The organism is Brevibacillus brevis (assembly GCF_022026395.1).
Lineage (GTDB): Bacteria > Bacillota > Bacilli > Brevibacillales > Brevibacillaceae > Brevibacillus.
In genome coordinates this window covers 748,618-772,370 of the sequence record NZ_CP041767.1, presented here as the reverse complement: position 1 = coordinate 772,370, position 23,753 = coordinate 748,618, and the positions used below count along the sequence as shown (strand labels likewise).

The following is a 23,753-nucleotide window of genomic DNA, read 5'->3' as shown; positions in this document are numbered from 1 at the left end:
TCGACTCATCCCCTCTGCTCCATTGATAAATTCCGAATTTCCCTTTTGTTTCTACGCTCTTTTAGGTATAGATAAAATACAATTCCATACTGGATTCCCGTTATAGACAAGAAAACAACGGAATCCCAGAATTTCATATTTTCTCCTGTAAATATGGAGAGAAAAATATTCGTTAAAAGTTGAATAGCGACCGGAATCATATAGAGTATCATTCCTGCCATCATCATCCAGCCAGTTGCGTAAAAAAAGCTGTACCATCTTGCTACCTGATGATCCCGTTCCGTATACTTGGACATATCGACCATCTTGTTCTTTTTTCCAATTAGTCCATACCATATATTTTTCAAATAGGAACGTGTAGCCTCCTGAAGATTTACACACCCCAACATCGTAATCATTAAATAATAGATATCTGTTTGAAGATGAAAATAAAATTGCCAGAAGAAACGCAACAGTGTTGTAAATGCTAGTCCCATACAATATGCAGCTATGATTGTCTTCTCACCTGTATTTATCCAAATTGCACCAGCAACGATCACCAATAAGGAATACCACAAAATATCACCGAACATTCCAATTAAAAATGGAAGAATACGCTTTCGTTTTGGGAATCCCCAAATACCTGGCATGGAAGAAGTGAAGACCAAAAAGTACATTCTTCTGCCTATACTTAGTTCTGACGGGATACCCAGTCTTCGTCCGGCAAGCATGTGCATCATTTCATGAAACAAGATCCCTGGAATCTGACCGATCGTCATGCCAAGAAAAATCACCATGGCGTATTCAGAAAATAAGATGCTTTGTCGACCCGGACGAATCTGTGGATATTGGTATAACAACCACAAGGCACAGGCTATGATGGCACCATGAATCAGCCAACCAAGTGGAGAAAAAGCTAGCTTACCCAACCATTGCCCCGATACTTTCTGCGCTTTCGTTTCCTTTTCCTCAACATCACAAATAAATGTCAGGTCACGCAATGTCTGCAAAAAATCATCCATGTCCACTTCATCGTGGTAGGTATCTTGATACCAGGAATGCGCTTCGGCAACCCCCATGCCCTCTTGCAGTTTTCGTACAAGTGCTGCTCCATCCTCAGGAAAAACAGCAAACGTATCCGTTCCAAACCGCCCAATCAGGACTCCTTGCTTATCCTCCAGAAATGTTAACGGGTGTAATTGGATCATGCGATTTTCGTTCATGACTTTCCTCCCGGATGTTGTCATGCTATCTTCATAATTGAAAAAGAGGGGCAAATGCCCCACTTTTCCGTGTTACTGACAAATCTTATGCTTCCATACATGTGCAGTCGTACATTGTGTTAGCTACTGAAGTCAATTTTACAGGCTCGGTTTTTTGCACAGTAATTTTTTTCATAATAATGCCTCCGATAAATTGTTATTTATACCATATTCGCGAATGTATGGTATATACTGGTAATGATAGCTTGTATTTTTCTGACTGTCAACAATCTTTTGATTTTTTTGAAAATAAAATATATTCGGAAAAACAAAAGAAAACGAAGGTTGGTAAATGAGGATTAAAAATTACGCTAACTAGGGATGTTTAGCCTTTGTTACGAGGCGAGCGTAGGGGAATGCTTTTCCAATCTCCCACATTACTCCACCCTTTATATCTTAAGAGTCTTATCGCTTCCATTATGAATTAAATTTATTACAAATAACCCTTCCTCATTTAGGAAGGGTCTAGACACCAATGCTTCTTGCTTTCATTTTTCCGTACTAACAGTGTACAGCACTCCACATGTGACGAGTAGACAGTAGGGGTGGTAGCCCCGCAGCGTGAATACAGTGTTATGCGCCGTTACTGTCTTCGAAGCATCACCTAAAAACCTTTGATCAAGATTCCAACACTATTTTTTACTTTGGTATAAAAACTCAACTTCACGATCTAGCAAATATCGATATTCAAATAATTGCATTGTTCTTTCCCTAATTCTCTCCCGTATAGCCCTGCCCAGGCTTACCGATCCTTGTGATCCAAGGTAACGATTATCAATAAATGTCTTCTCTACAAATTTTGTTTCCCTTAAGTGATACTGTAACCATTCTTTCTGCGATTCAATTAGTGCTTCTCTTGGTTCTCTATCCAACTTAGAAAGAAGCTTTTTATATATTTGATTCAACTCTTTATCCCAAATCTCTGTATATTTGCTTTCCAAAGCCCCCCATCCCAATGTTGTAATAATCTCTTTGGAATTTTGAAATTCATTAAATTCCACTTCATAATCATGATCGATAGGATTCCGAAGCATTTCATCATAAAATTCTCCAGTCAAATCATAGTTCCCAATGTTCATAGATAACACTTCATTGTTAGAAGGATCTGATCGACCTTCAGTTATTTCTTTCGATTCTGTTCCATTACCTGTACTCACTACATCAGGAGGCCGTTCAGAATTCATTATTGATTTAGTTTCGCCGTTCAAAGTAGTCGATTGACTACTATTTTGACAAGATGAACACATTATCGTAATAAAAAGTAATAAGAGTATCTTACCTTTCATAAATTATCTCCTTAACTATTATCTTTACTATTTACCGGTAATGGCGCATATCCTAGATTAGCTCTCGACAGATGCATCCTTTTCGTCTCAGTAGGTATTGTTGATAATTTGTGCCGAGAAGATGAATAAAAGCACCTTGGCAATAGTTGTCAAAGTGCTTTTGTTACACAAGAACAAAGCATCCGATTTTACCACCCTGGGTCAGTACCATAGGAAACTACTTGAGAATGGTTTGGAATGTTTTGCACCTCATTTGCTTGAATAGTTAGAGGCACAGCAACTAAGAACACCGTCATAAATATATGCATGAGAAGCCTGTTCATCACTTTCCCCTTTGGATTTCGTTTATTAATGTCCGGGATTATCCGAATATAACTTTATAGTTTTTATTGGAGAAACGTTAGTTCCATGTTCAATTTCATTCCTAACATTAGGAGTAGTTACTGTCAAGACAGAGAACGAGATTATAACAGAACAGGTTACAATATTCATTACTAACTTTTTCATCATTCATCCCTCGCTTCGCTTTCCTTATATACTTCATTATATACTTCTTTCAGATTTCCTATAAGTTCCAATTTCATCATTTCTTCATGTGTGTAATGATGAGAATGTATCTCATTGTAACATTGCAAAATACTTTTATAATCACTTATCTTAGCGTAATACAATATACTATTTAGATAAGCCTCCATTCCTTCATCAAAACAACCCCTCTTAACCAAAAATCTGCCTTTGTATTTGTAGTACCTTCCTAGTTCGGAATATTGATATGGATCGGTGTACTGAAGTAATAATTTACTCTCTTCTGACCCTAGAATACTGCTAATTGAATCAAGATCATTGACTTTAAATAAAGCTTCCAAAAGCATATTTACTCGATGTAAACGATTACTATCAGTTACTTCTTCTACACACTGATACAACATAGGAATAGCAACGCTATATTTCCCTGTCCGAGATAGAATAATGGCGCGGTAAAACTTCAACCGTTTAATAATCTGCGTGTACTTCAATTCTTCATAAATATTCAGGTGTTCTTCCAAGTTACTATATTTTCCTAAGAATAGGTATGAGTTGCATATAGCTAATGCAACCTGTTCTTTTAATGTATTACTTGTCTTATCTTCGAGATGACCTGTTTTCCCCAGTTCAATACATTTGTTATAGTCCTCAATGTTATGAGCATGAAGCGCCATTCGATAATAAAATGTAATCTTTTCGTCATGGGATAGGAAGTCAACATAGTGTAAAATTTCCTCCCCATTGCAAAAGGTTTCCTTTAGTTTTTTGAGATCATTTCGTTCAATTAGATATCTCTTAAATAAAGCTTTTGCAATGTATTTCGGCTCTCCGCACTGTCGTGCATAATTTGCGATGACCTTAAAGAGAGCTAAGCGTATTTCGTTATTTATTGCTATTACAGCAGTCGAATCAGAAAAGTTATACAGTCGCTCTAATGCCTTCTCTATCTTTTCATTCGGCGATTGGAGAATTTTCAATGATACTCTTTCCACTAATGAAGAATATTCACACTGAATGACCTCTTGAAGAATTTCAAATAACGTCTCAATCCTAGTCTCATCCTCAAGGTATCCTTCAATAATTTCTTCATACGAGTACGGAAATAGAGCGGCTATCGACTTCACTGTTTTAAATTCAGGGCGTTTTGTCTCTCCGCTCTCAATCTTTTGTAGTACGCCCCTACTTACACCAGTTCTATCTTCTAACTCAGCAAAAGACAAGCCATTATTTCTTCGGCTCTCAGACAACATGTCCCCAATTGTTTTCTTTTGCACTATATCCCTCCACAACACAAACTTCCTTTTTTTTACAATGCAATCGAGTAGGATTATAGCAAGTTGATGTTTGCTAATTCAACAAAAACAAACAGACATATTTCGACTGAAATTTGCGAAAATCATCGAATAATGTCAAATGTATCAAGGAAAATTTTCCCATGGTTTTTTTGATATAGGTGCTATAGTGAAAAAAGAGGAGGTGAGACTATGGGGGACTGATAACGATGGTTGAATGGCAAGAAGTAAGCAACGAAGACCTTACACAAATCATCAAGACTCTACAATATCAGCTTAAAGAAGTCTTCAAACAACAGGGCAAACTGACAGACTCCGATGTGTTGAAGATAAGTCAAGAACTGGATGAGTACATCTTAGAGTGCCAACGAAGAAATCTTACTAATCAGAAAGGAGGTAAATTTTAAAAGTGAATGGACTTGTTTTGAGAAGGCAAATCAACAAGATAGGACGTTCCCCCTTTGCTTCCCGGCAACAGGAACGCCCTATAGGAGCACTTGAAACTCCTATGATTAACTCTATCATGAGATATTCAGATTAGAAAGTAGGAGATTTTTACGAAATAGACCTAAAAAACATAGCGGAGCATTTGCTCGTTCTGGTAATTAAATCAAAACTGATGAAGAAAGCATGTGAGCAAGTGTAGTAAGGGAAAAATCTAGCGTCATCCCCTTAGAACAGGTAGATTCATAGAAAAAAACATCTAAAAGAACGCACCAAATTAAATGTTAGGAGGATTATTAAGTGAAGAAATACTTTCTAACTTTACTCGCTTTCTCTGTGCTTTTAATAAGTCCATCTGGTTCGTATGCGGAAAATTCTAAGGACAACATCCAAGAAAGAATAGAAAGAGGTGAACTAAAAAAACTTCCTTCAACGGAAATTGAACTTACTATTGATTCTGGTACAGGTGAACTTTTAAACACAGAGGAACTTTCTTCAATTCATCTAGCGGCAATTGAAGAACTTGAAGATGAAACCGGAGAAAAACTAGACAAGAATTTCGAAATATCAGAGTATGAAGTTCAGGAGTTACATCTGGAAGAAAATACAGGTGAGGAAGTCTCCCTTCGTTCAAAAACAGGAGGTTCAGGTGTTAAACTTGTAGCGGGTCTGATAATAGATGAACGAAACAAAGAAATCGTTTCGTATGTAGAAATTGAGGATATCAATGTTGCCAGGGTGGCACTGATTACCGGGAAAGTAACATTGGAGTCTTCAACTAATCGGAAACGATCATACCGTGATGAAGATGTTTTTCACTACACCTTTACAGCTCCCGAAATAAAAGAAACAGCAATGAAAGTAAGCGATCCAGTCAGCATTGTAGATACAAATTTTTGGCGGACTGTAAGCACATCATTAGCAACATGGCCCAATGGGAAAACCGATGCAGACCATAAGGTAGGAAAAGAATTTTTGCTTAACAAAAAGGGTATCGAATATCCTAAGTATAGAGACTCGCATAGCAGAATAAAGATGTTTGAGCCTGATGAAGCCGATCTCGCTTGGGTTCCTAATAATCAAAGAGAGCCTAGAGAATCTGGCAAGAGAGGCTTATATATTGATTGGTATGAGAATAAATATGGCACCCCCGATTTCAGTTGGGATGACGTAGATATTCATCACATTATTCCCCTTGCATACGGTGGGGATAACAGCTATGATAATTTAATTCCGTTACCAAAAGACTTCCACCGAAAAGAGGTTACTCCTTGGTGGGCTAGTTATGGTAAGTATGTACCCTCTGGTGATGACTATTAAAGAATAGTAGGTGATTCTCCTTGAAGAACAATTTATCTGAATTGGTATTGGAAGGGTTTAAAAAAAGACTCGATAATAGTAATCGATTATTAGTGCAAAATAGAAATGGAAAAGTTGATACAGCCCATTTTACATTTAACCCTCCTGCTAATGCGGAAGAAATTGAGGAGTTTTTAAGGAGCACTCACTGGCACTTACCAACTGACTATAAGGATTTTCTCCTAATCCATAATGGAGCATGGCTGTTCAAGAGTGTAAGATATGGCGGGGGATATGAGTTACTGAGTCTAGATGAAATTAAGGACAATCATCTCGATTATATGCCTGTGCATTGGTATCCTATCTCGATTAACAATGGTGATTACATCTTTATTGATTCTAACCGAGTCAAGGATGGTCAAAACAACTATTTAGTTTGTTTTAATCATGATGATGTTTCAGTCTCAGAAGGTTATTACTTAAATATGAATTTTGAAACTTGGTTGGAAAGATTAATCATTGCTCAAGGAACAGAGTTTTGGACTTGGTAAGTGGAAATAAAGAAGGGGGTGTTTCAAAAGTCGATTTTTTCGACTGAGAGACACCCCATTTTTTAATATCGAAACTCTTGATACATCAACGTTTCAGAGGGACTTCTCTAGTTGTAAGGAAGATGTGGAAGCATTCATTTAAGCTTACTCTAAACAAATTGAATCTGCCCCCTACTTTCACATAGAGTACAATGCCAACGGGAAAGCAAATTTTATAGGAAGTTACCTCGTTTAAAGGGTTGGATGTTTTTAATATCAAGGTAGAAAAATTTGTCGAAGAGATTGATAAAATATCTCCATATGACCGAGAGCATTGGGAGCTAGGAGGACTTTATATATTTGATGTCACTGATTGGTGGAGAAGTTATCGAAGAAACTAGTATAAAATTGGACTGTCATTGAAGGATGTGATCCTGTGAGTAATCCTTTTGAAGCCCTCATTAGTAAGATCAGGGGAAGTAAGACAAGTGTAGACGGGAACGTGCATATCAAAAACGAGGAATATCAATTTACATTCTACATCTCGAACGAGTCTATCACAGATATAAAGGAGAAATTAAAATCGTTTGAGTTACCAGAGGATTACGTCAGTTTTTTAAGCCACTACGAAAGTGCAAAACTATTCAAGGGCGCCAAGCATAACTCTGGGGGTTATGATGTGCTAAGTACCGAGCTCGTCATTGGGTACTGGAAAGCCTACAGCATCGACCATCCTTACTATCCTATCGTTTGGAGCGATAACTCAAATAGTTGTATATGTGTGGATCAAGACAGAATACATAGTGGCAAAGGTTACCTCACATGGGTTGGATCGATACTACCAGACGATACTATCGACATAGACCTGACGTTCACAGAGTTGCTGGAACAACTTATTGAGCATGACGGAATTGAGTTTTGGGATCGAACCATTGAGGAGGAAGAGTAAGAAAAAAGGACGCCATTTATAGTGTGTCTTCAGGACGGGCGAATAGTTAATGGTTCTACTGAAATCAGTTACAACTTCCAAAACCCACTAAGAAGGGGGCTTAGCCTTAATCGGCTAGCCCCTTAATTTCATCAATATTACGCACTCCACATGCCCTGTATGCGGGGTCACACCTCGTTTACCCACCTACTGTTACAATCTAATCTAATCCTTTAAAGTCAAAGATTCTTCTATTACCCTCATGTTCTTCTATACGTCAATCTACTGTGTGATGTTAGCATTTCACATCAAATTCACATCAGTCAGAGAAAAAATTTCCCCAAATATTATACCCCACCATACTGCAAAAATTTTTTAAGCTATTTCATCATTCTAGCAACATTCTTCTACAAAATAACTTACATTTGGGTACACTTGTTTATTTTTCCAAATAGAAATACAATGAATTTTGTCGAGACCATTATACTATGGAGGAGGAGTTTGGATGTTTGACAAAAGGCACTATGTACCTATTCTAAAATGGAAGCAAGGTGAGCAGAAAGCAATAGAGTTACTTCCCCTTACCGTAAAACAAGGCCTAACGCCTCTATTAGAAATTCCACCAATTGATTGGGATTTTGAAAACGAAGCTCCGAAGAAAACAATCGACGAACATCTTGCAAACGTAAGTGAAACCCTTTCACGTTCTTGGGGATTAGATCGCCCATTATATCTTGATTTAAACTTTATAGAATCAAATGAGCGCATGGCATCTGGTCAGCATCCATTAGGTTATATATTTAACCAATTACGAACTGATGGAATTAATGCCATTCCAGTTACAGGAACTAATCGAGATTCTGCTTATCAAATAGAAGTTATCTCAGTGCATCAACGGGATCAATTAGGTATATGCATTCGATTAACAGAAGAAGATTTTGACGACCTACAAGTAAATATTGATTCATTGTTGACTACATTGGGTGTAGACACTACCGAAATAGACTTAGTTATTGACTATAAATACGTCAACCCCAATGACAGAACAAGAACTGCACTGTTTATTTCAGGTCTTATAAATGGATTACCTTATCTGAATAGTTGGAGAAATCTTATTCTTTGCGGAACAGCATTTCCGAAAGACCTTTCGGATGTAGGGAGTAACACCATTGATCAAATCGAGAGATCAGAATGGATTATTTGGAAAAGACTCATTCAAACAAATAGGGTTAATAGAACTCTTACATTTGGTGATTATGCTATTGCGAATCCAGAGCCGTTTGAAGCTGATCCCCGTTTAATTAGAATGAGTGCAAATATTCGCTATACTGGAGATGATAAGTTCATCATCTTCAAAGGTCGTGACTTAAGAAAATACGGTCATAATCAATACTATCAACTTGCCGCACAAGCGGTCGCTCATCAAGAGTATAAAGGTGCTGGATTCTCTGCTGGTGATCATTACATTCAAGAAGTTGCAAATCAATCAACCACTCCAGGTAATCCAGCGACATGGCGGAGAGCAGGTACGAATCATCACTTAACATTAGTAGTTAATGAGCTCTCCACCGTGGCCTTGCCTTAAGACATCTTCGTACTTCGTCTTGTAACTCTTTAAGCGGCAATTGTTTTGCCAATGCATCCCATAATATATTTCGGGGTTTGCTCATCAATCCTTTTTGCAAACCCCGTTCTTTTAAGATGCCTAAAGCCTCGTCTCTCCACAATAACTGAGCTACAGCAAAAGGATCAATTTGAGTATTCCTTTGAGGTTCTCGAAATGGGTAAAAATACACTACCCCATCCTCTTCCATCTCCACACGAGTTACTCCCCACCATTCAGGAATAATGTCAATTATACCCTCTATAAAACGAGAAGCGGTTAAGATTGTAACAGTATCAAAAACCTTATTATATACCTCACATTGTCTTGGCAGTCTCTCCAATGTGTCACTTTCACTTTTTATTTCATACCCATTAATAGCACCATTTACAACTGCAACATCAATTCTTGCATCACCTTGGCAGAGACCAAGCTCATCAAGAATTAATGTATCCGGTTCTTCTTTATGCTCATTTTTTAAAACGAAGTGGAGAGATGTGCGAATATCGATATCTCTAGTTTTCACCTAAGTCCACCCCTCCCAAGAATCAAGTAGCTAACATGCAAAACACGACCATTTTATCTACTTTCTACAGGTAGATACTGGGCGTGTGTCGTTTATTTTATCACAAAAACCGTTGATTATTCCAGTAAAAAAATCCCACAAAAGACAGTATATCTCTGTTGGTTTTATGGATAACTCTTTAATTCTACCATTTGGCGATCTCCCTAGCTATCGGTGCAATTCTTACCCGTAGTCCCAAGTTCTTGTACGATAAGATTAAGGGTCTCTAAATTGAAATAGAATCCCTTGTGTGCTTTTAATGTGACGATCACTTTTATGACTCTAATGCCTTAGTAATCTTACCATATATGTGTTTTAGATTTTCCGAACTTGCCTTCTCAATATCTCTTCCTAACGACATGAAGACTCCTCTGGCAATATAGTTCAGAACTCTTTCGTGATGGACATCAACTATAAATGCTTTTTCAGGTAGTTCGGAATCCACATGAGCACCACCGCTTTTATTTGCAGTAAGTTTTATGAAATTCTTTATAGTTATCTTATGGTGGTTTTCACCTAGCTGGATTTTATAGATTACCTGATTAAGCCATTGATCTAATCCAACCCTAGGTTTAGTGACATCAAACAATAAATCACCAGGTATAAATGAACTGCCTTTATTATCTAATTTAATAAATGCGTTACTTACCGGATATAGAGTTGGATCAGATTGTACCTTCTTTAATAATGAATTATCTCTTCCATCGCTCCAATCACATAAAATGATCCTCAGTTGAATAGCTAAAACATTATTAAATTCCTTAATATCAAAAAATTCTACCATTATCAAGCTGTATTCTAAGATTTTTAATGCCTCTTGCAATTTGTTGTGATTGCCTTTTTGGGATCTTTTAAAAATTAGTTCTTTTTGTTTCGTCATCTAAACACCCCTTCTTATTTTCTTCATCTACACATTCTCCTAAAAATCGGAAGTCCCTCTCATCTGGTGCATAATCTCTTTCCAGCGTAAACCGTTCCAATAGATACGTAAACATTCAATAGGTCCGTGAACATGCTTTATCGTCCTCATCTTTGTGAACGCCTGTAGACGATACTTTAAGCTCCAAGACATTAATCACATCAATCCTCAATTGTATTGTATACCTTTGTCATCTCTTATAAATGCCTCTGGATGGATTCGGATACATACGGGCTTGCTGTTGATGACCCTAATGTGGAGCCATCCATCGGTGCAGACCTCCAGCAGATCAATACCAGCATAGAAACAATGTTTCCACGCGTTTTTGTTTCCCCACTTCGAATTGTGATTACCCTTGTTCCCCTTGGCGATCTGATTCCCTGGAACGAATCTTCCTCGAACGTCTCTACCGTCCATGCATCACCCCACCTTTTATTTACCGTGTTCGTCTCGTAAACAGTAAACGTACCACAGAAGAAGATTCATTACTCTGATGCATGAAATTTTTCAACTGGTCGATTTAAACTACTTATTCTGCATTCCATCCTTCGGTTTCGACACATTTTCAAAGGAAATGTTTCAAGATATTGACGGTACGATTGTAGAATGCTCCAATACCTTGCTTTATCTTCTTCGTCTTCGACCTGTAAATATCCGCCTCTAGTTAATAGAACGAGAATTTCCCGCTCATTTTCATCTAACAGCATGCCTTTCGATTCAACAAACTGAACAATAGATGCTACTCTTCCAAACCTGTTATCCTCATATTTATACTCCTCAATCAAATCTAGCAGCTTATTGTCAGGATAAAACCATTCCCCGCGTTTCTTTAATCCCTCGAATTTTTCGTGAAGATATGATTCGAGCGCTCGCCCCCCAGTAGTCCAATGTAGGAGTTCTAACTCATCAGAATTGCCAGTTTGTAATTCTTTAATGCGACTATAAACATCGTCAGCATGCCCAATTTTTATTATTCTTTTATCTTTTTCTTGAATGAAATAAACTTTCGACCATACATTAATTGGATCAAGAATAATCAAACTCTGCACCTCCACTAGAATATGTTTTTAACCCCTCATTTTATTTACCTGTCCATTATATTATTTCCTGCAGAAAACCTAATGTTATCCCGTTCTAGGCACATAGATCAGTATCCGTTTTATATTTTTCAAGATCAAGATATATCCAGTCTTCAAATAAGGACACCCTTCCTAAAAGCAATCCGCCTACCCCCACTCACCTTCCCACCTTTCAATTAAGTCCACAGGCTTGTCAACCAATATGACAATCTGAAAAATTCTCCTGTCACCACTAAAACCCGTGCCGTTACTACATTCATCTAGTCTGTGGTGACAGTGACAATACTCCCCCTTATTTAGGGGTACTACCCTCATCCCCTCCCCCCCCCCTCACTATCTACTTTTTAGAGTAAAGAAGAAGAGTACTGTCACCTTTGTCACTAAACACTGAAAACCAGCTCCGTAAATGGTTTTTTCCGGTGACAATTGTGGGTGTTTAGTCGTCAGCTAATTGGCATGTTCGTGACTATTTAAGTTTGTTCACGCTGAAGTTTATTTTTCGTTCCTTATTTGTTCGTGGCAGTTCCTCAAACTTAATTCCCCGCGCCCTCAATGACCGAGCAATGCGGCGTACCCTGTCTTTAAATTTGTACCGCGACGGCCATGCTTTGCGATCTGCTGACCAAACAGTAGCAGTCAAGTTTGAGAATATCCTCTCCTTTAACACAAAAAACAGAGCATGAAAAAGCACTAGGGACGAACTTACCCCCAGCGCCTTCTTTTTGTTTGTTTATTCTGTGGTCGAATGCTTTTCTGTCTCTTATGCTATGTTTTCACATCAAATTCACATCAACAGGCAATAAATTGAACTGTTACATATAAATCAGGATTGCTGTAACAATGAATAAATCCTTATATAACAAAGCTTCTATTTCCTTGTTTCATTCTTAACTAACAATGCAACTGATTCTACATGCCCCGTATGTGGAAACATATCCACCGGCTGCACTTCCTTCACTGTGTAACTGTCAGCCAGCACCTTCAAATCCCTCGCCAACGTAGAAGGATTACAAGACACATAAACCACTCTCTCCGGCTGCATCTCCAAAATCGTCGTCAACAACGCCTCATCACAGCCTTTGCGCGGCGGGTCAACCACAATCACATCCGCCCGTATGCCTTTCTCTTTCCAAGCAGGAATGACAACCTCCGCAGGCCCTGCCTCAAACGTCGCATTCTCCACGCCATTCAACTGCGCATTTCGATTCGCATCCGCAATCGCTTCCGGCACTATCTCCACACCGTACACATGCTTGGACTTCTGCGCCAAAAACAGCGAAATCGTCCCGATACCGCAGTACGCATCAATCACCGTCTCCGTACCAGTCGCCCCCGCGTACTCCAGCGTCTTGTTGTACAGCACCTCTGTCTGAGCAGGATTGACCTGATAAAACGAACGCGCCGAAATGGCAAACTTGATCGGACCGATATAATCGTAAATCACGTCACTGCCCCATAGCGTCACAGTCTTTTTGCCAAAAATAACATTGGTCTTGTCCGGGTTGACGTTCTGCACGATACTCGTCACGCCAGCGACCTGTGCACGAATCGCTTCCACCAGCTTATCGCGCTGTGGAATCTGCTCCTCCGTCGTCACGAGCACGACCATGACTTCCCCCGTCTTGACGCCAACCTTTACAACCACATGACGCAGCAAGCCTGAATGGCGAACCTCGTCATATGCCGTGATATTCAGCTTGGTCGCCGCCTGCTTCACGACTGCCACCGCTTCATCATTCACCTGATGCTGGATGAGGCATTCGTTCATGTCGATGATCGAGTGGGATTTCTCCGCGTAAAAGCCGCCGACCAACGCCCCGTTTTCCTCGCCGATCGGTACCTGTGCTTTGTTGCGGTAGCGCCATGGATCGCTCATGCCGAGTGTCGGATGTACGGTAATCGCGCCTTCCCCTTCGACTTGGAAACCGCCAATGCGACGCAGGTTGTCCCGCACGATTTGCTGCTTGTGTCGCAGCTGCTCCTCGTATGCGAGATGCTGCAACGAACAGCCTCCGCAACGGTCGTACAGCGGACAGGGTGGCTGGAAACGATGGGTACTCGCTTCTACTACTTCCGTCAGCTTGGCAAAGCCGAAGTTTTTCTTCACATGATCGACGCGTGCATGAACCCGCTCTCCTGCAAGTGCACCATCCACGAACAGCGTATATCCTTCAATCCGGCCGACTCCTGCTCCTTCGTGATTCAGTCCGGTTATCTCCACTTCCACGGTTTGTCCGACACGTACAGGGACGTCCAGCTCCACTTTGGCTGTCGGGTGCGGACCGCGCCGCTTCTTTGTTGTCTTCGCCACTATCTATTGCTCCTTTTATCTTGCTCTATGGGTTTTCGTTTTCGCTCCAGGAAACATGCAGGGATGCACTGCGAAAAGCGGCATCCCCACGGCTATTGCTATTCATTTTACTATCTTCTTACGGGACGAACAACTCGATATGCCCCGGCAATGCTTCCACCACGCAAGGCAGCTGTCCGCCCAGCTCACCGTCCAGATTGAGCTGAACCTTCTCTCCGCCCGGCGAAGTGGCTTTGATATAATCTGCCTGGAAATACAGGATGTTCGGGTCCTTTAGGTGCTCGCCGCGAACCGCCTGTGTCGCCAAGCGAATAAACTCTGCGATATTCGTCTTTTTCACGACGATGACGTCCAGCTTGCCGTCTGACAAGTCCGCATCTGGGGCAAGCCAGTCGAACCCACCTACGGATCGGCTATTGGCGATGAGGAACACCATGATTTCTTCATCCAACAGCACCTCTTTGCGGCTCTCCAGACGAACACGGATCGGGTGCAGCGACGGCAGCTTCTCCAAGCCTTTGACGTAATACGCCATTTGTCCGATTAGTGTTTTCAGCTTGCTCGGGACCTCGTAGGTCAAATTCGTCAGCGAGCCGCCACCCGCGATATTCATAAAATAGCGGTTGTTGATGCGCCCCAGGTCAATGCGTTTCTTCTTGCCCTTGGCGACAATCTCCGTTGCACGCGTGATCGATTTTGGTATACCGACCGCCCGGGCAAAATCATTGCTCGTTCCGCAGGGGATTATTCCAAGAGATGGACGCGCTTTATGCTCTGCCATCCCATTGACTACTTCGTATATGGTTCCATCTCCGCCAGCGGCCAGGATGACGTCAAAACCGCGAGCTACTGCACGAGCAGCTTCTTCTGTCGCATCATCTTCCCCTCTGGTCGCATAGCATGAAGTTTCATATCCGGCCGACTCCATTAAATCGAGGATTTCCGGCAACCGCCGACGCACGATCTCCCGGCCGGAGCTTGGATTGTAGATTAATCTGGCTCGTTTCAAGGCAGATCCCTTCTTCCTTCCCTCGCTCACGGGGGTACTCTCTTCCATCATATCCTGTATAGCCATTTTTGGGAATCGCTATGCTCCATATAGCGTGATAAGATAGAAAAAGATGGAAAACAAGGAGATAGGGGAGACGCTTGTGAAGAAGATCATCGTGGGAGTAGATGTGGGTGGCACTGCAATCAAGATGGCTTTGATTACGCCAGACGGCGAGCTGGTTACAAAAATGCAAGAACCTACGCCTGTTGCGGACGGCGAGGATGGCATTTTGCAAAAAATCGTAGACATGTCTCATGATCTTCTTGCGCAGCATGATTATTCTCTTTCACAAGTCTGCGGAATCGGTGTGGGAGTACCCGGCCCCGTCGATGGTGGAAAGGGGATCGTCTTCCAAGCGGTAAATCTTCACTGGCGCCAGCCCGTTTTACTAAAAGAAAAATTGGAAGCCCTTACAGGGTTGCCGGTCGCAGTCGACAACGATGCCAATGTCGCAGCCCTCGGGGAAATGTGGCAAGGTGCAGGCCAAGGTGCACAAGACCTTGTTCTCATTACACTCGGCACAGGTGTAGGTGGAGGCGTCATTTTGAATGGAAAGGTCATCCATGGCATTAACGGTGTTGGCGGCGAAATCGGTCACATCACCATGACTCCGGATAGTGGTGCCCCTTGCAATTGCGGCAAAACAGGTTGTCTCGAAACATACACGTCTGCGACTGCCATCATTCGTGAAGGGCGTTTTGCCGCTACAAATGGATCAAGCCCGGCGCTTGCCGCAGTACTCGCCACCAAAGGAAACATTGCAGCGAAGGATGTCCTCGAGGCAGCCGTAGCAGGAGACGCAGCTGCTCTCGCGATTATCGATCAAGTGGCGCTCTATCTCGGCCTCGCCCTTTCTCATTTGGCGAATGTGCTCAATCCTGCGAAGTTTATGATTGGTGGAGGCGTGGCCGCAGCAGGTGACTTCCTCTTTTCCCGAATCCGCGAATCATTCAAACGCTTTGTTCCATTCACCTACGTCGTCGAGTCCACAGAGATCGTTCCGGCCAAACTCGGCAATGATGCCGGTGTGTACGGTGCGGGCTGGTTAATCCGCTCACAGATGCACGAAACCTGATCGAGCCATAAAAAAGAATGGACGCTCCTGCACATGAAGCCTCACAGCAAGAGCGTCTTTTTGGAATATCCTTATGAAGAAGCCTGCCGAGACGCCAGCTCTGGTTCTCCGCCTTTCCCCGAAACAATCAGCGCAGCACCGACGAGCACTGCACATCCTCCCAACAGCTGAAGCAAGCTAAACGCTTCGCCAAACAACAACGCCGAAAACCCAAACGTGACAACCGGCTCCAGTGTGCTTAGTACCGACGCTTTGGTTGACCCGATCAGTTGCAAGCCGCGGAAGAAAAAACTGATGGCGACCACCGTAGAAAAAACGACGATCCCCAACAACGCCCACCACCCTTGTGCCGCAAAAGACAGGTCAACACCTCCGTCTTTTAGCGCAATGAAAAAGGTGGAAATGGTGGCAAACAGGGCGATGTACGCGGATGTTACATAGGACGAAACGCCTTTTACCACCCGATTCCCCACCACAATATAAACGGAATAAAACAACGCCGCAGCAAGAGCCAACAATACGCCAATCGGCTGAATCCCGCCAAATGACAAACCAAGCACCAGTCCAAGACCGACGAGTGTAATCAGCATGGCGATGACGGTCTTTTTCCTCAACCGCTCCTTCTCGACGAAGTAGCTCAGTATAGCAACAAACACAGGAAATGTGTACAGAAGCAAGGCCGCCATGGAGGTCGGGATGTACTGTACCGCAGAGAAAAAGCTAAGGGATTGCAGCGTGTACAAAATCCCGCCGAGACAAAACATCGCGCGCACCTGTCTTTTCTCCAAGCGAAGCGACTCCTTGCGCCAGAGCAACAAACCAAAAAACAGGGCAGTCGCCAATAAAAATCGCAAAAACAAAAGCGTCGAAACAGACACACCCGCTTCGTAGGCGTACACAGCAAAAATAGACATGACGCCAAAGCCAGCAGCCGATCCGAAAATATATAAGACTCCGACATACAGCGGATTCACAACATTTCACCAGCTTTCTCGAAATGACAGCGACGAGTGACGCGACAGGTCTGGGAAAAATTTTACGATCAGTGCTTTAACCCCGCTCCTTCTCTGCGGAATATGCGCGACGCGAGAAAAATAGTGAAAACCACATAGACAAGCAAGGAACCAATCCCCAGAAGCGCATGCATCGGGTCGACCTTGCCATAAAACACTTCCTTGGACAATGCGACACCGTTGAAAACAGGCATCACGTAGTAATGCGTGGGGATGTCGACCGGACTGATTGGCATCAACATGTACGACGGGACCATCGCCAAAAATATGACCGCACTCATGTACGTCTGCCCCTCTTTAAAAGACTTGGCAATCGTACTCAAAAGAAGTTCCAACCCTGCAAAGAGCGCCGCCAACAACAAAATGGTCACGATAAGCACCAACAAAGTGACAGGCGAGAAAAAGGCGAGTGTAAAATGATCTCCTTCCGTCCCCATTGGTCCCAGACGCATGGCCAGTGTAACAGAAATTAGTGACGCTACTGCCCCCATGGCACTCATGATCATCACAGCCAACAGCTTTGCCGTGAGGATGTGCTGGGCTGCAATCGGTGCCGTCAACAACGATTCGAGCGTTCCCCGCTCTTTCTCACCAGCGACGAGATCATTCGCTGCGGCCATTCCCGCGGATGCGAGCGAGACGACCAACATCAACGGAATGATGCCAGCCAGCATCCCTCCCGATTTCCTTTCCTCAGAGGCTGTATTTTGAAAGGTGGAGACAATCGGTTGAATCGTTTGCTCGGACAAACCCGCTTGGTGCAACCTTTTCGCTACGACGTCTTTGCTGTAAGCCTCAACTGTCTGCTCGATCAACGTACGGGCATAGACAGATTTTTGATTGGTCGAGTCATAGTCAACCGATAACTGCGCTGTTTTTCCCGCCGTGATCTCCTCATCGAAGCCAGCAGGAATTGTCAAAATAGCGCGTAGCTGACCTGCTTGCAGTGCCAGTTTCGGATCGGACGGCTCCAGGATTTGAACAGCAGGATTTTTTTGCAAAACAGCAATCAATGAAGATGATCCTTGAACAGCTAACGGGATGTACTCCCTCGCCTCTTTTTCCACATTACTATACGACGTCCCGAGCAAAAAGAAGACGAACGGAATGACGAGCAATGGCACCAGGAGCGTTCCTATCCACGCCTTGCGGTCGCGAAACAAGTCCATTAGCTCTTTTTTGAATACGGTCCACACGACATGTGAGCCCATCAGCCCTCGCTCCCTTCCACGACAGCCATGAAAATGTCGTCCAGATCCTCAGTCCCAAACTGCTCGCGCAGCGCATCCAATCCCCCGGCGAACCGCAGCTTACCCTTGTGCATGAGCGCAACTCTTTTGCACAGCTTGTTAATCTCGCCCATGTTGTGACTGGAAAACAGAATCGTCTTCCCCTCTTCCTGCAACTTTCTGACCATTCTTCGAAAGATTGTGGCAGCCGTTACATCCAATCCTGTCGTCGGTTCATCCAACAAAATGACATCGGGATCATGTACGAGCGTCCGGGCAATCGCTACCTTTTGCTTCATTCCCCGGGAAAAGGCATCCACTCGCCTGTCTAAAAAAACGTCCATCTCAAGCAGCCGACTCAGACTGTCAATCCGCTCATCAAGCCTCGCTTGCTCCAAACCGTATAGACGACCGAAATACGCGATATTTTCCCGCGCTGTCAAACGGCTGTAAAGACCCACATCGCCCCCGAACAAAATGCCGATTCTGCGGCGCACTTCAAGCGGTTGCTGTCGAACGGAAAACCCACTAATCTCGATGTCTCCCTCGGTCGGGGTCAAAACCGTCGCCATCATGCGCATCGTCGTTGTCTTACCCGCACCGTTTTCGCCGAGAAGTCCGTATACCTCGCCTGCCTCGACCCGAAACGATACATGCTGGACCGCTGCGATTTCCTTGAATCGCTTGCTGACATCCTTGACCTCAATCAACAGCAGCCCCTCCTCTCCTGTATTTTCCTAGAATCGTACCTTCAGCAAGTACGACGCCCGCTTTTCTCCCATAAACGTCACCTGTACGACACCCGTCCGCCCGCGCAAAACTCGCGGTATAACGCCCGTGACTTGGAATTCCCGCCGCTTCTCATCGACTCGGGCGACAGACACGGAGCCTGGGGGCGAAAAGACCTTGTCGCCCTCCAGTGTGTAAAACGAAAGGGTGATTTCCCCCGCTTGCCCGTGGGCTTCTCCCGAAAACCGGATGATCTCCATCATTCCTGACACCGCTGACACTCCCGTGAGGTCAAAAAGCGGGTGACGCAGATTCGCAAGCGTCTGTCCTTTTTTCCAGTCCTGCAAAAACGCATCAAACTCCTGTACAGCAACCATCCACGCCGTCGAGGATGTCGTAGTCGTAGGGACATGCGAAGACATTGTACCAAACACAAGCGAAGAAGACGTCATCACCAGTGGCAACCAAATAGAAAACATGCTAATTCCCTCCAATAATTGGTTGCTCTTAGCATGCCCTCATAAAAGTTACCCGTATGTGCCTTTGGCGAATCAGAATCTTTTGACTTCAAGAACGGTGACTCTCGTATCCTACAGCGGATACCGCTCTTTCCATTTGGTCAGGGAAAAGCCTTCAAACAGCGCGACGAAAGCTTCCGTATCGTTAATATAATGACGGGTTTCTTTTACCTCTGGATGCTTTTCAAGAAACAGAGTCGCTACTAAATGGCTGACAGGAACACCTTCTGCCTCTTGATCGTAAATGCCCCGCTCAGCAAGTACTTTGCCAAAATAACGCACGTAGGTGACGGTTATTGTTTTTTCTTGACCGTTTTCTTGCCACGTAGCAATGGAACGATCAAATGTATCAGACGGTGAACCACCTTTTCCAGGTGCCACACTTTCTCCTGCAACAGAAATGAGCTTCATGTACTTCCATCCTCCTTTTTCTTCCTGTACGTTCATTATAGGGGAGAGTGGAAATTGTTACAAATTGCTTTGTCATCTGCCGTTGGAGAATCCCTTCGTTTACTTGTCTGATACACTAAATAGAACGGTTAAAAAACTCCAAAATTTTTTTCGCATCCCGTGTCAGAAAATCCGTGAACCCGAAGTCTACACAGTATATCAACAAATCACGAGGAGTTATTGCGATGGATCACTTGATAATCAGCCCCAAGACTCATGAGGAACACACCCAGATAGAAGACGAAACTTTGGTTGAACAGGCAAAAGCCGGAGATCAGGAGGCGTTTAGCGAGCTGGTCAGGCGTCATCGCTCCAAAGTATACGGCTATGCTCGGTCGTACACACAAGAAGCCTTTCTTGCCGAAGACATCGTTCAGGATGCTCTCATTCGCGCCTTTTTGCACCTGGGAACATTGGTGGACAGCCGACGTTTCCTTCCTTGGCTGCATCGGATTGTACGCAATCAGGCGTACACACGGCTTTCGAAGGGTTCGCAAAAAAGAGAAACCCTCTTCTCGAGTATGGGCAAACAAACACATGAGCAGGAACCGACTGACTGGGAGGACCTCGATAGTATTCTGCACAGACTGGGACGGTCTTGGTCACACTCTGCGCAGAACACCAATCCCGAAGAGGTCATGGTGCGGCGTGAACTGTTTGAGACGATCAGGAGCCTGCTGTACTGCCTCAATCCTCGGGAGAGACGCATTGTGGAATCTCATTTTTTTGATCATTTGGCCCCTCAGGAGATTGCCCACATGTTCCAGATGTCCCAGGCGAATGTCTACCAAGTGCTATCGCGTTCTCGCAAAAAACTGATTCAAGAAAAAACTCGTGTCGTTGTTGATCAATACATGAAGACGAGAAAGGTTGCGGGGAATATGAAACAAGCCGTATTGAAAAAACCAGAAGCATTCACGATGCCTACTTGGATTACTTGCGCAGCGGCACTATACGGATTGGTAGAATCGACCGAACGCAAAATGTCTTTGCCGATGATACTTGGCCTGAGCGGCCATGCCTTTCGCCTGACAATCGTGCCTGAAAATATCCACATTGCGGGCCCGACGATGTTTCACTTTCAACGGGTCTTACAGCAGGGTTTGAAAAACATGGGCTTTGAATCTCGTGCCGTCACCTCGTATCATCTTTCCTGCGAACCAAGCATGAATGCCAATCAAGTTGCTCCCTCACTATTGAGCCAAGAGGCCCGCGAAAAACGCCAGCTGTCTGTCCTCTTGCCGGAAGCGTTGGAACTGGTTCACCGCTCCATCGACAAAGGGCATCCTGTGCTTGCTTGGGACCTGTTCATGCCAGAGTTCGGATTAATCTACGGCTATGATGATGAAAAAAGAATGTTTTACGCAGGAGACAACTGCCGAAACGACAGTACCATTCCTTATGAAAACTTGGGGCGGGGTATCATCGAGGAGTTGTTTGTCCTTGCCATCGACCGTGCGTTTCCGATCGACCAACGCACGATGCTCGCAAATGCTCTCCACTCTGCACTCCTTCATTATCGTGGAGAAGAACCGCAGGACGCGAGCTCCGTCAATGGTCTAGCCGCCTATGCTGCTTGGCAGGAAGCTTATGAAAAGGGAACGGTTGAGCCGAATGGCAACGCATATACGACCGTGGTGAACGGGGATGCCCGTCGCTACGCCTCTCTTTTCTGGAGCGAAATCGTTGATACGTGGACAGATTCTGTGTTTGATGAGGTTCGTCCGCTGATGAAAGAAGCGGCTAGCTTGTACGGGGCGATTGCCGATGACTTTGACACGTTAAGCAAGCTCTTTCCGTTCCCGGCTGGAGGCGAGCCGAACGATGCGGAGCAGGGCAAGCAGGCAGTTGCGTTGTTGCAGGCGATTGAGCGAAATGAGCGTGCTGCCGTATCGGTACTGGAACAAATACAGGCGGAACTCACTGCAAATCAGGCATCCACATAAAAGGGATAGAAAAAAGAACGCAGTCAGAAAAGCTGCGTTCTTTTTCGTTCGAATTATTCCTCGTATTCGCCCCATTCAAGTGTGCCTTTTACAGCATCTACGTAAGGCCAGCTCTTGCTCTTGTCAACCGTATAGACAAGGGTGAGAAAAGGAGCTTGTTTGCCTTTGTAGGTTGGCCAGAAGTAGGACAGCTTTACAGGGAGATTTTTGGCTACGATTTCAGCAGCTTGCTGCTCCGTTACGGATGGCTTCAAGATGGGAAGAGTACCCTCTTTTTCCGGCAAATTCACAATGAAAGTAAATACTTGTCCACTCTCTATATCAACCTTCATCCAATAGTAACGGTCGAACACAGGCAACCCATCGTGCAATTCATAAAAAATGAAGGTATACGTTCCTGTTCCTGTGTACTCCTCCTCTTCACCCTCTCCTTCATTCAACTCGATCATCCAATCAGCCAATTTCGGCTGTTTATATGGATCAAATATCTCAACCTGCCATTCAGTAGAGGATTTAGCAGCATATGGCTCGATGAAGGAAATTGCTTTTTTCAAGGCTTCTTCTTTCGATAAGGGAACAGGCAAGCTTTTTGTTTCCATAAAAATATCCGCACTAGTGACCGCTCCCGTAGAAGCATCCACCGAAATGGACACGTCTTCATACCCAAACTCATCGCTCCAGGAATGTATGATCTCACCATCAACTTCTCCTGTGTAGTATTCTGTGAACATCACCTTCGTATCCACGTCAAACAAGCCCGCGACGACTTTTTCTCCATCTGCCCTGCTTTTGACAATAAGCGGCTCTCCTTTTGGCGATAGCGTAATATTCTTCAGGTTGCCAGGATTTCTTTTTCCATTCCCGGCTAATTCAGTTCCATGAGTGAAGTCAATCTGCTTTCCTGTCACGGCATCGATGTAAGCGTTATTCATCCATAAGTATTGCATGCCCGGCTTGGCATCTTTCCCTTCCAGCATATAGCCCAACTCAAGACGATCAGGTGTGAAAAACTGCTTTTTGACAGCTTCAGGTGTCAGTGCCGTTTTCGGATCGGGGACCTTGGTCTCTTTCAAATCAAGTAGCTCACTGGATACACCCAAGATATGACCAGCATAATCCGTCGACACATATATGCCCATCCTATTCCCCAATATCTCCAGCCCATTTAGTTCAACTGGATAATAAACGGAGCGGTATATTGTTGAGTTATCAGTCAAATCTTCGGAGTCTTCCTTGTTAACAGCTTTGGATAATGTAGGCGAGCCTACTTGTTTTCTTTTGTCTGCACCTAATAACTCAAGCACTGCTTTTTCTGCCCGTTGCAAAATAATCTCGTCTGTCGCAATTTCCCCTTGTTTCCAAATATGCAAACTGGCGCTGTACATGATCAACTCACCTGTTTTTCTGTCAAAGACAACAATGGCACTCATGTCATTGGATTCGGGACTTTCCAGATTGAGGTTTAACAGATTTTCATCCATCTCACTTTTCACAATCGTTCGTTTCGTCAACGTTTTCAATGCAGGCTCCAGCTTTTCTAAAGCAGCTACGATCTGAGTGGACCGCTCCGGGAGCTTTTCCTCACTTTTTGTAACAGATGCAATGTGGCTAGGATGGATTTCAGGACTTGCAGCCAAGGCTGTTCCACTTGTTGCTGGCAACATCATTGCTATTGTCAATGCAATTGCTGTGCGTTTTCCATTTCGTTTCATTAAATCTC

General features: G+C 43.7%; 21 protein-coding genes. 7 read left to right on the top strand and 14 right to left on the bottom strand.

Annotation, left to right across the window (positions count from 1 at the left end; translation table 11 throughout):
- Nucleotides 1–5: 5 nt before the first annotated feature.
- From FO446_RS04015 to FO446_RS04005, 3 genes are all read right to left on the bottom strand, one after another.
- Nucleotides 6–1,202, bottom strand: a complete 1,197-nt coding sequence (locus FO446_RS04015) for a hypothetical protein (protein WP_237899967.1) — start codon at nucleotides 1,200–1,202, stop codon at nucleotides 6–8.
- 671 nt (nucleotides 1,203–1,873) lie between these two features.
- On the bottom strand, nucleotides 1,874–2,527 hold the full coding sequence (locus tag FO446_RS04010) for a lysozyme inhibitor LprI family protein (protein ID WP_221866841.1): 654 nt from the start codon (nucleotides 2,525–2,527) through the stop codon (nucleotides 1,874–1,876).
- A 506-nt stretch (nucleotides 2,528–3,033) separates the two neighbouring features.
- Complete coding sequence (locus FO446_RS04005) at nucleotides 3,034–4,326, bottom strand: helix-turn-helix domain-containing protein (RefSeq protein WP_237899965.1); 1,293 nt, start codon at nucleotides 4,324–4,326, stop codon at nucleotides 3,034–3,036.
- A gap of 227 nt (nucleotides 4,327–4,553) precedes the next feature.
- On the opposite strand from FO446_RS04005, the gene FO446_RS04000 reads away from it, so the two are divergent.
- The 5 genes from FO446_RS04000 (at nucleotide 4,554) to FO446_RS03980 (ending at nucleotide 9,130) form a co-directional block, all read left to right on the top strand.
- Nucleotides 4,554–4,751: an aspartyl-phosphate phosphatase Spo0E family protein gene (locus FO446_RS04000; RefSeq protein WP_221866840.1), complete on the top strand. Its 198-nt coding sequence runs from the start codon at nucleotides 4,554–4,556 to the stop codon at nucleotides 4,749–4,751.
- A 337-nt stretch (nucleotides 4,752–5,088) separates the two neighbouring features.
- A complete protein-coding gene (locus FO446_RS03995; RefSeq protein ID WP_221866839.1) occupies nucleotides 5,089–6,108 on the top strand; it encodes an HNH endonuclease signature motif containing protein in 1,020 nt (339 codons plus the stop codon).
- 20 nt (nucleotides 6,109–6,128) lie between these two features.
- Complete coding sequence (locus FO446_RS03990; RefSeq protein ID WP_047072196.1) at nucleotides 6,129–6,638, top strand: SMI1/KNR4 family protein; 510 nt, start codon at nucleotides 6,129–6,131, stop codon at nucleotides 6,636–6,638.
- Between the two features lie 415 nt (nucleotides 6,639–7,053).
- Nucleotides 7,054–7,566 carry an SMI1/KNR4 family protein gene (locus FO446_RS03985; protein WP_237899963.1) on the top strand — a complete coding sequence of 171 codons (513 nt, stop codon included), beginning with the start codon at nucleotides 7,054–7,056 and terminating at the stop codon, nucleotides 7,564–7,566.
- A 484-nt stretch (nucleotides 7,567–8,050) separates the two neighbouring features.
- Nucleotides 8,051–9,130: a beta family protein gene (locus tag FO446_RS03980; RefSeq protein ID WP_173610596.1), complete on the top strand. Its 1,080-nt coding sequence runs from the start codon at nucleotides 8,051–8,053 to the stop codon at nucleotides 9,128–9,130.
- Here the strand turns inward: FO446_RS03980 and FO446_RS03975 are convergent.
- From FO446_RS03975 to FO446_RS03955, 5 genes are all read right to left on the bottom strand, one after another.
- Nucleotides 9,099–9,674: a sce7726 family protein gene (locus tag FO446_RS03975; protein WP_173610597.1), complete on the bottom strand. Its 576-nt coding sequence runs from the start codon at nucleotides 9,672–9,674 to the stop codon at nucleotides 9,099–9,101. The genes FO446_RS03980 and FO446_RS03975 overlap by 32 nt on opposite strands.
- A gap of 313 nt (nucleotides 9,675–9,987) precedes the next feature.
- Nucleotides 9,988–10,593 (bottom strand): hypothetical protein, encoded by a 606-nt coding sequence (locus tag FO446_RS03970; protein ID WP_173610598.1) that lies wholly within the window; start codon nucleotides 10,591–10,593, stop codon nucleotides 9,988–9,990.
- Between the two features lie 524 nt (nucleotides 10,594–11,117).
- The gene (locus FO446_RS03965) at nucleotides 11,118–11,672 is read right to left on the bottom strand and encodes a GIY-YIG nuclease family protein (RefSeq protein ID WP_173605882.1); all 555 of its coding nucleotides are present in this window, start codon (nucleotides 11,670–11,672) and stop codon (nucleotides 11,118–11,120) included.
- A gap of 907 nt (nucleotides 11,673–12,579) precedes the next feature.
- Nucleotides 12,580–14,022 carry a 23S rRNA (uracil(1939)-C(5))-methyltransferase RlmD gene (rlmD, locus tag FO446_RS03960; protein WP_237899962.1) on the bottom strand — a complete coding sequence of 481 codons (1,443 nt, stop codon included), beginning with the start codon at nucleotides 14,020–14,022 and terminating at the stop codon, nucleotides 12,580–12,582.
- Between the two features lie 118 nt (nucleotides 14,023–14,140).
- Nucleotides 14,141–15,031, bottom strand: a complete 891-nt coding sequence (locus tag FO446_RS03955) for a diacylglycerol kinase (RefSeq protein ID WP_221866834.1) — start codon at nucleotides 15,029–15,031, stop codon at nucleotides 14,141–14,143.
- Nucleotides 15,032–15,173: 142 nt separating this feature from the next.
- Here FO446_RS03955 and FO446_RS03950 point away from each other — a divergent pair, with 142 nt between their 5' ends.
- Complete coding sequence (locus FO446_RS03950; RefSeq protein WP_229087937.1) at nucleotides 15,174–16,148, top strand: ROK family glucokinase; 975 nt, start codon at nucleotides 15,174–15,176, stop codon at nucleotides 16,146–16,148.
- Nucleotides 16,149–16,219: 71 nt separating this feature from the next.
- On the opposite strand, the gene FO446_RS03945 is transcribed toward FO446_RS03950, so the two are convergent.
- From FO446_RS03945 to FO446_RS03925, 5 genes are all read right to left on the bottom strand, one after another.
- Complete coding sequence (locus FO446_RS03945) at nucleotides 16,220–17,122, bottom strand: DMT family transporter (RefSeq protein WP_237899961.1); 903 nt, start codon at nucleotides 17,120–17,122, stop codon at nucleotides 16,220–16,222.
- Nucleotides 17,123–17,190: 68 nt separating this feature from the next.
- Nucleotides 17,191–18,372, bottom strand: coding sequence for an ABC transporter permease (locus FO446_RS03940; protein ID WP_237899960.1), 1,182 nt, complete (start codon nucleotides 18,370–18,372; stop codon nucleotides 17,191–17,193).
- Complete coding sequence (locus tag FO446_RS03935) at nucleotides 18,372–19,100, bottom strand: ABC transporter ATP-binding protein (RefSeq protein ID WP_221866832.1); 729 nt, start codon at nucleotides 19,098–19,100, stop codon at nucleotides 18,372–18,374. The genes FO446_RS03940 and FO446_RS03935 overlap by 1 nt, the downstream gene beginning before the upstream one ends.
- Before the next feature lie 27 nt (nucleotides 19,101–19,127).
- Nucleotides 19,128–19,598 (bottom strand): hypothetical protein, encoded by a 471-nt coding sequence (locus FO446_RS03930; RefSeq protein WP_237899959.1) that lies wholly within the window; start codon nucleotides 19,596–19,598, stop codon nucleotides 19,128–19,130.
- Nucleotides 19,599–19,709: 111 nt separating this feature from the next.
- Nucleotides 19,710–20,048, bottom strand: coding sequence for a hypothetical protein (locus FO446_RS03925; protein ID WP_221866830.1), 339 nt, complete (start codon nucleotides 20,046–20,048; stop codon nucleotides 19,710–19,712).
- Nucleotides 20,049–20,272: 224 nt separating this feature from the next.
- Here FO446_RS03925 and FO446_RS03920 point away from each other — a divergent pair, with 224 nt between their 5' ends.
- Entirely contained in the window at nucleotides 20,273–22,033 is a 1,761-nt protein-coding gene (locus FO446_RS03920; protein WP_237899958.1) for an RNA polymerase sigma factor, read from the top strand.
- Between the two features lie 53 nt (nucleotides 22,034–22,086).
- Here the strand turns inward: FO446_RS03920 and FO446_RS03915 are convergent, their stop codons facing one another.
- Complete coding sequence (locus tag FO446_RS03915) at nucleotides 22,087–23,745, bottom strand: YcdB/YcdC domain-containing protein (protein WP_232773975.1); 1,659 nt, start codon at nucleotides 23,743–23,745, stop codon at nucleotides 22,087–22,089.
- Nucleotides 23,746–23,753: the final 8 nt, after the last annotated feature.

Bases quoted from the DNA above. Each gene is read 5' to 3' on its own strand.
- FO446_RS04015 (WP_237899967.1), bottom strand. From the start codon at position 1,202: ATGAACGAAAATCGCATGATCCAATTACACCCGTTAACATTTCTGGAG.
- FO446_RS04010 (WP_221866841.1), bottom strand. From the start codon at position 2,527: ATGAAAGGTAAGATACTCTTATTACTTTTTATTACGATAATGTGTTCA.
- FO446_RS04000 (WP_221866840.1), top strand. From the start codon at position 4,554: ATGGTTGAATGGCAAGAAGTAAGCAACGAAGACCTTACACAAATCATC.
- FO446_RS03980 (WP_173610596.1), top strand. From the start codon at position 8,051: ATGTTTGACAAAAGGCACTATGTACCTATTCTAAAATGGAAGCAAGGT.
- FO446_RS03970 (WP_173610598.1), bottom strand. From the start codon at position 10,593: ATGACGAAACAAAAAGAACTAATTTTTAAAAGATCCCAAAAAGGCAAT.
- FO446_RS03940 (WP_237899960.1), bottom strand. From the start codon at position 18,372: ATGGGCTCACATGTCGTGTGGACCGTATTCAAAAAAGAGCTAATGGAC.
- FO446_RS03930 (WP_237899959.1), bottom strand. From the start codon at position 19,598: ATGTTTTCTATTTGGTTGCCACTGGTGATGACGTCTTCTTCGCTTGTG.
- FO446_RS03925 (WP_221866830.1), bottom strand. From the start codon at position 20,048: ATGAAGCTCATTTCTGTTGCAGGAGAAAGTGTGGCACCTGGAAAAGGT.
- FO446_RS03920 (WP_237899958.1), top strand. From the start codon at position 20,273: ATGGATCACTTGATAATCAGCCCCAAGACTCATGAGGAACACACCCAG.
- FO446_RS03915 (WP_232773975.1), bottom strand. From the start codon at position 23,745: ATGAAACGAAATGGAAAACGCACAGCAATTGCATTGACAATAGCAATG.